The following is an 11,097-nucleotide window of genomic DNA, read 5'->3' on the forward strand; positions in this document are numbered from 1 at the left end:
CGCCATGTCCCTGCCTTCCCCCCGTACTCCGTCCACGCAACCCCGGCCCTGGAAACGATGGCTGGGCTGGGCCTGCCTGGCCCTGGCACTGGGGCTGACGGGGGCCTTGACCGTGAGCTGGGTCATGCACGAGAGCTCGCCGCAGTTCGGCGAACAACTGCGTACAGAAGGCCAGGCGCGGTCGCTGGAGCTGCCCGACGGTTCCCGCATCGACGCCGGTCCCGGCACCTCGCTGTCGGTGGCCTATTACTCGCGCCGGCGCCAGGTGATCCTGGCCCGCGGCGAGGCATCCTTCCACGTGCGCTGGCAGTACCGCGCCGCCTTCTCGGTGCAGTGGGGCGTGAACGAGGTGGTCATCGACGGCACCCGCATCGAAACGCCCGACATCCTGTTCCGGGTCGCGGCCGAGCCCGAGCGCCTGCGGGTCGAACTCGTGGAAGGCGCGCTCAAGGTGCGTACCGTGACGGCCGGCCCCCGCGAGTTCGTGGAGCTGCAGCCGGGCGACGCCCTGACCGTGGACATGGGCACGCGCACCCACCAGCTCACCCACGCGAGTCCGGCCCCCGCGCGCTAGGATGGTTCGTCCGGCCGCCGCGCCGGCAGGGGCGGGGCGATGTCCTCCAGCGACTTGCGTTCGGCGTCCACGCCGTGGCGCAGCGCGCCCAGGCCCGCGGCCGCCATCATGGCCGCCGCCACCGCATAGCCGAGGGCCACCGCCGCATGGCTGCCCGTGCCTATCAGTTCGCCGAACAGGGCCGGGCCGGCGAATCCTCCCAGTCCGGTTCCCACCGCGTAGAACACCGCGATCGCCACCGCCCGCATTTCCAGCGGAAAGATCTCGCTCACGGTCAGGTAGGCGGAGCTGGCCGCCGCCGAGGCGAGGAAGAATACGGCCGACCAGCACCAGGCCTGGCCGCGCGCGTCCAGCCAGCCTTGCGCGAAGGCCCAGCCGGTCAAGGCCAGGCCCAGGCCGGCCGAGACATAGGTGGCCGCGATCATGCGCCGCCGGCCGACGACGTCGAACAGCGGCCCCAGCAGCAGGGGGCCCAGCACGTTGGCCAGCGCGAACGGAAAGACGTAGAGGCCGACGCGGCCCTCCGCCACCCCATGGAAGCGCGTCAGCACCAGCGAATACGTGAAGAAGATGGCGTTGTAGAAGAATGCCTGGGCCACCATGAGTCCGAGGGCCACGGCGCTGCGGCGGCGATAGTCGCGCACCAGGATGCGGGCGACCTGGAGCAGGGTGGGGGAGCGGCCCGCCACCGGCGAGGTGCCCGTGACCGGCGGCAGCGCGCCATGGCGGCGAATCGCCTCGTCCTCGATCGCGAGCACGATGCGCCGGGCCTCGTCCAGCCTGCCGTGCGCGGCCAGCCAGCGCGGGCTTTCCGGAACATGGCGCCGCACCAGCAGGATGGCGGCCGCCATGACGCCGCCGGCGAGGAAGGCCGCGCGCCATCCCCATACCGGCCCCAGCACGCGGACATCGAGCAGCAGCAGGCTCAGTCCCGCGCCCAGGGCCGCGCCCAGCCAGAAACTGCCGTTGATGGCCAGGTTCACCCGTCCGCGCACGCGGGCCGGGATCAGTTCGTCGATGGCGGAATTGATGGCGGCATATTCGCCCCCTATGCCCAGGCCCGTCACGAAGCGGCAGGCGGCGAAGAAGGCGAAGCCGGGCGCGAAGGCCGTCGCCAGGCTGCCGGCCATGTAGATCGCCAGGGTGATCAGGAACAGCCGCCGGCGGCCCAGGCGGTCGGTCATCCGGCCGAAGGCCAGCGCTCCCAGCACCGCGCCCGCGATGTACAGCGAGCCCGACCAGCCGACCTGCGCCGCGCTCAGGGCCAGCGTGTCGCCGCGTTCCAGGACGCCGCCCACGCTGCCGACCAGCGTGACCTCCAGGCCGTCCAGCACCCAGGCCACGCCCAGCGCGACGGCCACGCGGGTATGCCAGGGCGACCACGGTAGCCGGTCGAGGCGATTGGGCAGATCGGTCCGCGTCATGGCTCGTCCTGCCTGGCCACCTCCACCACGGAGATGCGGTTGTCGTCCAATTCCCTGACGGTATAGCGGTAGCCGGCATGGTCCAGCCAGGCTCCCACCGGAGGCAGTTCGGCGAACTGGTCCAGCAGGAAACCGGCCAGGCTGGTGTAGCCGGGGCCCGCCAGGCCGGACGGCAGGTCCAGCGCCTGTTCCACATGCCGCAGGTCGGCGGAGCCGTCCATGCGCCATCGCCCCGGCCCCAGCGGCTGGATGGACGGTGTCTCGTCTTCGTCGGGGAAGTCGCCGGCGATGGCCTCCAGCAGGTCCACGGGAGTGACCAGGCCCAGTACGGTGCCGTATTCATCGGTCACCAGCACCAGTTGCCCGCGCGAATCGCGCAGCACGTCCATCAGGTCCAGGATGGGGATGGATTCGTGCACGTAAATGGGCGCGCGCAGGCGCGAAGCGTCGATGGCTCCGGTCTCGAGCAGGCTGGCCAGGAGATCCTTGGCGCGCGCGACGCCGGCCACGTCGTCGAAGTTGCGCCGGCAGACCGGCATGTAGCTGTGGGGGGTATCGAGGATGCGTGCGCGCTGTTCGTCCGCGCCGGCCGTCAGGTCCACCCACGAGATCTCCGAGCGCGGCGTCATGATGGACCGCACCGAGCGGTCGGCCAGCGTCAGCACGCCGCTGACCATGTGGCGCTCCTCCTCGGCGAAGGCGCCCTGCGCGGGGGAGGGGGCGCTTTCGTCGGTTCCCTGGGAGGCCCGCCGCCCGCCCAGCATGGTCAGGATCGCGTCGGCGGTCCGTGCCCGCAGCGGGCGGCGGGCCGCGTGCCGGAGCGCGTTGCGGCGCGCGGTCTGGTTGAAGGCCTCGATCAGGATGGAGAAGCCGATGGCCGCGTACAGGTAGCCCTTGGGGATATGGAAGCCCAGCCCGTCGGCCACCAGGCTCAGGCCGATCATCAGCAGGAAGCTCAGGCAAAGCACCACGACCGTCGGATGGGCATTGACGAAGCGCGTGAGCGGCTTGGACGCCAGCAGCATGATGGCCATCGCCACGACGACCGCGATCATCATGATGGACAACTCGTTGACCATGCCCACGGCCGTGATGACCGAGTCCAGCGAGAAGACGGCATCGAGCAGCACGATTTGCGCCACGACCAGCCAGAATCCGGCTTCGACCTTGCGGTTGCCCGCGTGGTCGCCGCTGCCTTCCAGCCTTTCGTGCAGTTCCAGCGTGGCCTTGAACAGCAGGAACAGGCCGCCCGCCAGCAGGATCAGATCGCGTCCCGCGAACGAGAAGCCGGCCACGCTGAACAGCGGCCGGGTCAGCGTGGCCAGCCACGATATGGCGGACAGCAGCGCCAGCCGCATCACCAGGGCCAGCGCCAGGCCGATGACCCGGGCCCGGTCGCGCTGGGCGGCCGGCAGCTTGTCGGCCAGGATGGCGATGAAGACCAGGTTGTCGATACCCAGCACGATCTCGAGCACGATCAGGGTCAGCAGGCCGGCCCAGGCAGTGGGGTCCATCAACCAATCCATGGCTTGCTCCGCGGGAAGGGAAGATTCGCGCAGTGTCGCATGGCGTCCGGGAATCCGGACACCGCACGGGTGGCGATTCCGTGTTTCCGCCAGTATCCGAAGGCCGGACGGGGCGTGGCCTGGAGCGGCCATGCATGAGCTGCAATGGTCCGCATATTGCTTGGTTGGCGCCTGCGGCGGACCGCGTCCGGGCCGCTTGCCATGACAAGGAGAACAAAGGTGACAACCCACTCAGCGTCCTTACCGCAGTCCTCATCCCGTCCTTGCTGGATGCCGCCGCTGGGCCGCGGCCTCGTCTACAGCCTGGCGCTGGCCGGCATGATCGGCCTGGCCGCCTGCGGCAGCGACGACGATCCTCCGCCCGCGCCGCCGGAACCGCCCGCCAATACCTATCCGCATGCGAAGGAACCGATAGGGACGGTGCGGGAAATGTACGACGGCACGCTGACGCCCGATCTCGCGGTCAACACCTTCCGCAACATCGATCGTCTGTTTCCCACCCGCAGCATCGCTCCCGCCGCGACGCCGCGCCCGCTGCCCAAGGCGGCCAGGCAACTGCCCGCGATCAAGTTCACGGCCGGTGGCAAGAACTACGACATCTACGACTACCTGGCGCTGAATCGCGTCTCGGGCCTGCTGGTGCTCAAGAACGGCGAGATCGCCTACGAGACCTACCAGTACGGCAACACCGAGAAGACCCGCTGGATGTCCATGTCGGTCGCCAAGTCCATCACGTCGACGCTGATCGGCGTCGCCATCCAGGACGGCCTGATCGGCAGCGTGCACGACCAGGTGGTCAAGTACGTGCCCAAGCTGGCGGGTAGCGCCTACGACGGGGCCACGGTGCGCGACGTGCTGATGATGTCTTCGGGCGTGAAGTGGGACGAGACCTATACCAATCCCGCCTCGGACCGCCGCGCGTTGCTGGAGGCCCAGATCAGCCAGAAGCCGGGCTCGGCGCTGGAGCTGATGAGCAAGCTGCCGCGCGCGGCCGAACCCGGCTCCACCTTCAACTACAGCACCGGGGAAACGCAGATCGCCGGCGAATTGCTGCACGGTGCCATCAAGAAGCCGCTGGCCCACTACCTGTCGGAGAAGATCTGGTCGAAGTTCGGCATGGAGGCCGAGGCCAACTGGTGGCTGGACTCGCCGGACGGCATCGAGATCGGCGGCAGCGGCCTGAGCGCCACGCTTCGCGACTGGGGCCGCTTCGGGCTATTCTTCATGAACGATGGCGTGATCGACGGCAAATCCATCCTGCCCAACGGCTGGGTGGCCGATGCCGGCAGCGGCAAGACGCTCAGCGGCGGTGATCCCCTGCCGTACTACGGCTACATGTGGTGGGTGAACACCGACGGCCAGTCGGCGATCGACAAGGCGTTCTACGCCACCGGCATCTTCGGCCAGAACATCTACATCAACAAGAAGGAAAAGGTGGTGATCGTGACCTGGGGCGCGCAGTCCAAGCCCACGGGCGCCGGCGTCATCAACAACACGGCGTTCTTCGACGCCGTGGTGAAGGCGCTGCAATAAGGGCAGGGCGGCCGCCGGGGACGAGGAGGGCGGGGCGCCCCCGCTTTCCTTCGTCCCTCGGTTCATTCACAAGGAACATTCCCGCCATGCTCATCCGCCCTGCCGCCGAGACCGACTTCGATCAATGGCTGCCGCTGTGGCGCGGCTACCAGGCGTTCTACCGGGTCGACATCCCGCTGGAAACCACGCAATTGACCTGGACCCGCATGATGGACGAAAGCGAACCCATGCATTGCGCGGTCGCCGCATCCGACGGCCGCCTGGTCGGATTGGTGCACTACATCTTCCACCGCAGTTGCTGGACACGGGGCGACTACGTCTACCTGCAGGATCTGTACGCGCAGCCCGAATGCCGCGGGCAAGGCGTGGGCCGGGCGCTGATCGAACACGTCTACCGGGCCGCAGCCGACGCCAACGCGGCGCGCGTGTATTGGCTGACCCACGAGAGCAATGCGCAGGCGATGCGGCTGTATGACCAGGTGGCGGAGAAAAGCGGGTTCGTGCAGTACAGGAAGGCGCTGGGATAGGCGTGGGTCGAGACGATTGCGGCAGGGTCATGGATGCGCTTGGCGTGTCGCTGACCGCCGTTGCCAAGGAAAAGGGACATGTGCATGCGTAGGGAGCAACTGGACCCGGTCGGGTTGTCTTTCATATTACGTGACTTTACATAATATACATTATGCGCATAATCGGGATGTCGGAGCCACCGTTTCCCCCGGCGCCACATCAGGCTCGTCGATACGCCGGCCCCCGTGCCTGCTTCTCGCGTCATGTCATGAAGAGATCGATCATCTGTTCCCGCATCCAGATACACGCCGGGCTGGTGTGCGAGCGTTCGTGCCAGAAGATCGCCACGTCGAAGGCCGGCATGGCTATGGGCAACTGCGCGACTTGCAACCTGCCTTCCTTGGCCAGTTCCGTGGCGACCCGGCGCGGCACGATAGCGACCAGGTCGGTGCGCGTCAGCGTCATGGCCAGCGCCATGATGTTGGGAAAGTACGTGACGATGCGGGCGTGCTTCTTCAGGAGCACCTCCTCGATGATCTGGTGACCGCCTCCCAGGGATGTCACCACCGCGTGCGGTGCCTGCAACAGCAATTTCTGGGTCAGCGTGCCGCGGGACAACGGATGTCCGGCGCGCATCAGGACCACGTAGCGTTCCTCGAACAGATGCTGGGTTCTCAGGCGGCTGCCGCGCAGCCTGGGCAGGTGGCCGGCGGCGAAATGGATGCGTCCGTTCTCGAGTCCGACGCGTATGTCCTCCTGCGACAGGGTCTCGGTTTGCACCCGCACTCTAGGGGCCACCTGCTGCAAGCGCTCCAGCAGCATGGGCAGGATGTTGACCTGCCCCATGTCGGGAATGTGGAAACGGAAGGTTTGCTCGCTGACGCCAGGGTCGAAATTCTTGCGGTGATCCAGCGCCTGTTGCAGGCCGCTCAGGGCGTTGATCACGGTCTCGGCGATCTCCAGCGCGTACGGCGTAGGCTGCATGCCGCTCGTGCTGTTGACGAACAATGGATCGCCCAAGAGTTGGCGCAGCCTGGTCAGGGCATTGCTCATCGCGGGCTGCGTGATGCCGAAGCGGTCTGCGGCCAGCGTCACGCTGCGGGTCTCCAGCATGGCTTGGAAGACAGAGAACAGATTGAGGTCGGAACGGTATAGGTTCATGGCCTTATGCATTCATTTTGTGAATTCTTGGAATACAGCAAATAAACTTAAAAAATGACTACGGCAAGCCTACTATGAATTCCGACGCGGGCGCACGCCAGATGCGGCCGCCGCGAACATGGAGATACCGCAGTCATGACTTCCCGGGCAGTTGCCACCACTGCCGCGCGCCGCCTGCTGGAGCTTGCTGCCAGGCTGGGCGTGGATTACTTCTTCACCAACCTGGGCAGCGACCACCCGGCGTTCATCGAGGCCTTCGCGGCCATCGACGGCGAAGGCACCGCCATGCCCCGGATCGTCGTTTGTCCGCACGAGATGACCGCCCTCACCGCCGCCCACGGCTATGCCATGGTGACGCGCCGCCCGCAGATCGTGCTGGTGCACGTGGACGTCGGTACGCAGAACCTGGGTTGCAGCCTGCACAACGCCTCGCGGGGCCGTGTGCCCGCCATCATCGTGGCCGGTTTGTCGCCCGTGACCGTAAGCGGCGACCGCGCCGGCGCGCGCACCGAGTTCATCCACTACACGCAGGATGCTCCGCGCCAGCATGAAATCGCGGCGCAGTACATGAAGTGGACCTACGAATTGCGCGCACCCGAGATGCTGGACAACGTGCTGATGCGCGCGATGCAGGTGGCGACCACCGCACCCGAAGGCCCGATCTATCTGACCGGCGCGCGGGAAGTCTGGGAAGGCCCGGCCGAGCCCCTGCCCGACGAGGCGCTTGAGCACTGGTCCCCTGCCCGTCTCGGCGGCTTGCGCGAGGAAGCCGTGGCGGAATTGCACGGGGCGCTGTCGCAAGCCCGGCGGCCCCTGGTGTTGACGACCTACCTGGGACGCAATCAGGCCGCCGTCGGCCGCCTGGTGGAATTATCGGAGCGGCTGGGCCTGCCGGTGGCCGAGATCGCGCCGCAGTACGTCAACTTTCCTGGCGAGCATCCGCACCATGCCGGTTACCGGCGCAATGCGCTGGTGGCCGACGCCGATCTCATCCTGATGCTGGACGTGGACGTGCCGTGGATCGTCTCGCGCACGCGCCCGGCCGCGGGCGCGCGTCTGTTTCACATCGATGCCGACCCGGTGAAGGAAGGCATGGGGTTCTGGCATTTCCCCGCGCACCGCAGCTATCTTGCCGACAGCGACTATGTCCTGCGGCAGTTGCTGGACTACGGCCGCGATCGCGCGGAACCGGTGCCGGCCGAGCGGCTGCGATGGATAGCCGAGGCGCGCCAGCGGGTGGCGGCCGCTCCCCTGCCCTCCCTATCCGTCAGGCAGGGCGGCATCACTGTCAGGCAGTTGACGGAAGCGGTGGGCGAACTGGTCAACGACCGCACGGTGATCGTGTGCGAAGAGCCTTCCGGAACCGAGACCATTCTATCGACGCTGCGGCTGAACCGGCCCGGTAGCTACTACGTCAACGGCGGCAGCGGCCTGGGCTGGGGCATCAACGCCGCCGTGGGTGTCAAGCTGGCGGATCCCGGGGCCGAGGTGATCGCGCTCAGCGGCGACGGAAGCTTCCTGTTCGGCGTGCCCAGCAGCACTTATTGGGTGGCGCAGACCTACGGCGCCCCCATTCTTACCGTCGTCTACAACAACCGGGGCTGGAATTCCCCCAAGGTCTCCACGAACCTGGTACATGCCCATTCCACGGCGAAAAGCAGGGATCGCTACTGGATAACGGTGGCGGACGGCGCCCGGCTGGCGGACATAGCCGCCGCGGCGGGCGGCGCGGCGGCCTTTCGCGTCAGCGAAGGCCAGGCGCTGCGCGGCACGTTGCAGGAAGCGTTGGAAACCGTGCGGGCAGGCCGCAGTGCCGTCGTCGAAGTCATGCTTGATCCCATTTCCGAGCAGGTGCTGGCATGAGGACTCCGGACTTCCTGGATGCCGGGGCCTGGGCCGGCAAGCTGTTCCAGGGGGCATGGATCCCGGCCGATGGCCTGGCCTATGACGCGGTCGACAAGGCGAACGGTGCCCGCCTGGCGAGCCTGACGCTGGCGACGCCCGCCGCGCTGTCGGCATCGGCCCGCCAGGCCGCGCATGCCCAGCCGGCGTGGGCCGCCACACCGCACGAGGAACGGGCGGCGATCCTGCGCCGGGCAGCCGACTTGGTCGACGGCCATCGCGACGAAGCCGCGCAATGGATCATGCGCGAGACAGGCGCCATTCGGGCCAAGGCGGACATGGAGCTGCGCTCGGCCATGCTGACCCTCCACCAGGCTGCCTCGATGCTGGGCGAACCCCAGGGGTTGGTATTTCCTTCCGCCGCCGACAAACTGAGCTATGGCCGGCGCATTCCGCATGGCGTGGTGGGCGTGATCGCACCGTTCAATTTCCCGCTGACCCTGTCCATGCGCGCCGTGGCGCCTGCCCTGGCTACGGGTAATGCCGTCGTGCTCAAGCCGGACCCGCAGACAGCGGTCAGCGGCGGTCTTTATATCGCTCGCTTGTTCGAGGACGCCGGGCTGCCGGCCGGCCTGTTCCACGTACTGCCGGGTGGCGCCGAGGTGGGCGAGGCGATGTGCGTGGATCCGCTGGTCGGCATGGTGGCCTTCACCGGATCGACCGCCGCAGGCAGGCGCGTAGGGGCGCTGTGCGGCGAGCATTTGAAGAAAGTATCGCTCGAACTGGGCGGCAAGAATTCGCTGATCGTCCTCGACGATGCCGATCTGGAGCTCGCCGCCGGTTGCGCCGCGTTCGGCGCATGGATGCACCAGGGCCAGATCTGCATGGCCACGGGCCGCATCCTGGCCCACGAAAGCGTCGCCCGTCGCCTGGCCGATCTGCTGGCCGCCAAGGCCGGCAGGATGAAAACGGGCGATCCGCGGCAAGCGGGCGTGCGGCTCGGCCCCATGATCAATGCCCGCCAGCTCGAGCGCGTCGACCAACTGGTCAAGCGCACGATCGCTGCCGGCGCGCGGCTGTGCGCGGGCGGCATGGCCAATCGCCCGTTCTATGCCGCCACGGTGCTGGATGGCGTGCGGCCGGGCATGCCGGCCTTCGACGAAGAAGTATTCGGACCGGTCGCCGTGGTGACGCCTTTCTCCTCGGACGAGGAAGCCGTTGCCCTGGCCAACCGTACCGAGTACGGGCTGTCTGCCGCGGTCGTCTCGCGCTCGGTGGCGCGGGCAATGGCCTTGGGTCGCCGCCTGCGTACAGGGCTGTTGCACATCAACGATCAGACGGTGGCTGGCGATCCTCGCGTGCCCTTCGGCGGCGTCGGGGCCTCGGGGAATGGCGGCCGTATCGGCGGCCCCGCCAACTGGGACGAATTCACGCAGTGGCAGTGGGTCACCGTTCAGGACCGGCCCCCCGCCTACCCCTTCTGATCCATTACCCCGGCACCCGCCGGTTCATCCAGCCGTCCAGCCGTCGCAGAACGGCAAGGAGAGGAGACATTTCCATGAAATTCCAGGCTTACCCGTTGCTGGCAGCTTGCGCGCTGGCTTGTTCCACCTCCGCTGGCGCCGCCGATTATCCTTCGCGCCCGATCCGTATCGTGGTCGACTTCCCGGCCGGCGGTACCATCGATTCTCTTGCACGCATCGTCGGCCAGCGACTGGGCGATCGATGGGGGCAACCGGTGGTGGTCGAGAACCGCCCGGGCGCGGGTGGCAACATCGGTGCCCACGAGGTCTACGGGTCCGCACCCGACGGCTATACCCTGCTGGCCACGCCCCCTGGGCCGTTGTCGATCAACGAGTACCTGTACAAGGACCTGACCTTCAAACCCTCGTCCTTCGCGGCAATAGGCTTGTTGGCAGGCAGCCCCAACGCCATCACGGTCAAATCCTCGTTGCCGGTCAGATCGGTGCAGGAACTGATCGCCTACGCCAAGGCCCATCCCGGCAAGCTGACCTACGGCTCCCAGGGCAACGGTTCGACGTCGCACCTGACCGGACAGTTGTTCGCGACGATGTCGGGCACCTCGCTGGTCCACGTTCCCTACAAGGGCGAAGGTCCCGCGCTGACCGACCTGATGGCGGGCCGCGTCGATCTTTTCTTCGGGAACATTTCGGCCGTGCTCAAGCTGCGCGACACCGGCAAGGTGCGCATCATGGCGGTAGCCGACCACGCACGTACCGAGATCGCCTCCGATGTCCCGAGCGCCGCCGAATCCGGGTTTCCAGGCTTCGAGAGCAGTGCCTGGTTCGCGCTGATGGCGCCGCCGGGCACGCCGGCCCCCATCGTCGACAGGCTGAACGAGGCACTGGCGGCCATTCTGGCCGACGACGGCGTGAAGAAACGCTTCCTCGCACTGGGGGCCGAAGCCAGGTCCTCGACCCCGGAACAAGCCCAGGCGTTCATCGAGGCTGAGCGCGTACGGTGGAAAAAGGTCATCGTCGAAGCCGGCGTGACCATGGATTGATACGGC

Annotated in this window: 9 protein-coding genes; 6 read left to right on the forward strand and 3 right to left on the reverse strand. The window is 67.4% G+C overall.

The genetic code is table 11. From position 1 onward, the window contains the following. The first annotated feature begins 4 nt into the window (after positions 1 to 4). A complete protein-coding gene (locus tag N5K27_RS04435; RefSeq protein WP_279814912.1) occupies positions 5 to 574 on the forward strand; it encodes a FecR domain-containing protein in 570 nt (189 codons plus the stop codon). Here N5K27_RS04435 and N5K27_RS04440 read toward each other — a convergent pair. Both N5K27_RS04440 and N5K27_RS04445 read right to left on the reverse strand, forming a co-directional pair. Further along, positions 571 to 1,998: an MFS transporter gene (locus N5K27_RS04440; protein ID WP_279814914.1), complete on the reverse strand. Its 1,428-nt coding sequence runs from the start codon at positions 1,996 to 1,998 to the stop codon at positions 571 to 573. The two genes, N5K27_RS04435 and N5K27_RS04440, sit on opposite strands and share 4 nt — an antisense overlap. Continuing rightward, entirely contained in the window at positions 1,995 to 3,524 is a 1,530-nt protein-coding gene (locus N5K27_RS04445) for a TerC family protein (protein ID WP_279814916.1), read from the reverse strand. Before N5K27_RS04445 ends, N5K27_RS04440 begins: the two co-directional genes overlap by 4 nt. 219 nt (positions 3,525 to 3,743) lie before the next feature. On the opposite strand from N5K27_RS04445, the gene N5K27_RS04450 reads away from it, so the two are divergent. Next, a complete protein-coding gene (locus N5K27_RS04450; RefSeq protein WP_254914640.1) occupies positions 3,744 to 5,057 on the forward strand; it encodes a serine hydrolase in 1,314 nt (437 codons plus the stop codon). 86 nt (positions 5,058 to 5,143) lie between these two features. After that, positions 5,144 to 5,584 (forward strand): GNAT family N-acetyltransferase, encoded by a 441-nt coding sequence (locus tag N5K27_RS04455; RefSeq protein ID WP_087840164.1) that lies wholly within the window; start codon positions 5,144 to 5,146, stop codon positions 5,582 to 5,584. 241 nt (positions 5,585 to 5,825) lie between these two features. Here the strand turns inward: N5K27_RS04455 and N5K27_RS04460 are convergent, their stop codons facing one another. Continuing rightward, positions 5,826 to 6,725, reverse strand: coding sequence for a LysR family transcriptional regulator (locus N5K27_RS04460; RefSeq protein WP_165962992.1), 900 nt, complete (start codon positions 6,723 to 6,725; stop codon positions 5,826 to 5,828). 135 nt (positions 6,726 to 6,860) lie between these two features. Between N5K27_RS04460 and N5K27_RS04465 the strand changes: the two genes are divergently transcribed. From N5K27_RS04465 to N5K27_RS04475, 3 genes are all read left to right on the forward strand, one after another. Further along, positions 6,861 to 8,588, forward strand: coding sequence for a thiamine pyrophosphate-requiring protein (locus N5K27_RS04465; RefSeq protein ID WP_279814919.1), 1,728 nt, complete (start codon positions 6,861 to 6,863; stop codon positions 8,586 to 8,588). Beyond that, entirely contained in the window at positions 8,585 to 10,051 is a 1,467-nt protein-coding gene (locus N5K27_RS04470) for a benzaldehyde dehydrogenase (RefSeq protein WP_279814921.1), read from the forward strand. Before N5K27_RS04465 ends, N5K27_RS04470 begins: the two co-directional genes overlap by 4 nt. Positions 10,052 to 10,125: 74 nt before the next feature. Further along, positions 10,126 to 11,091 (forward strand): tripartite tricarboxylate transporter substrate binding protein, encoded by a 966-nt coding sequence (locus tag N5K27_RS04475; protein WP_132978862.1) that lies wholly within the window; start codon positions 10,126 to 10,128, stop codon positions 11,089 to 11,091. Positions 11,092 to 11,097 lie beyond the last annotated feature (6 nt).

The organism is Pigmentiphaga sp. GD03639, from assembly GCF_029845405.1.
Classification (GTDB): Bacteria; Pseudomonadota; Gammaproteobacteria; order Burkholderiales; family Burkholderiaceae_B; genus Pigmentiphaga; species Pigmentiphaga daeguensis.

Coding starts and splice junctions, on each gene's coding strand:
- N5K27_RS04435 (WP_279814912.1), top strand. CDS start 5: ATGTCCCTGCCTTCCCCCCGTACTCCGTCCACGCAACCCCGGCCCTGG.
- N5K27_RS04440 (WP_279814914.1), bottom strand. CDS start 1,998: ATGACGCGGACCGATCTGCCCAATCGCCTCGACCGGCTACCGTGGTCG.
- N5K27_RS04445 (WP_279814916.1), bottom strand. CDS start 3,524: ATGGATTGGTTGATGGACCCCACTGCCTGGGCCGGCCTGCTGACCCTG.
- N5K27_RS04455 (WP_087840164.1), top strand. CDS start 5,144: ATGCTCATCCGCCCTGCCGCCGAGACCGACTTCGATCAATGGCTGCCG.
- N5K27_RS04460 (WP_165962992.1), bottom strand. CDS start 6,725: ATGAACCTATACCGTTCCGACCTCAATCTGTTCTCTGTCTTCCAAGCC.
- N5K27_RS04465 (WP_279814919.1), top strand. CDS start 6,861: ATGACTTCCCGGGCAGTTGCCACCACTGCCGCGCGCCGCCTGCTGGAG.
- N5K27_RS04470 (WP_279814921.1), top strand. CDS start 8,585: ATGAGGACTCCGGACTTCCTGGATGCCGGGGCCTGGGCCGGCAAGCTG.
- N5K27_RS04475 (WP_132978862.1), top strand. CDS start 10,126: ATGAAATTCCAGGCTTACCCGTTGCTGGCAGCTTGCGCGCTGGCTTGT.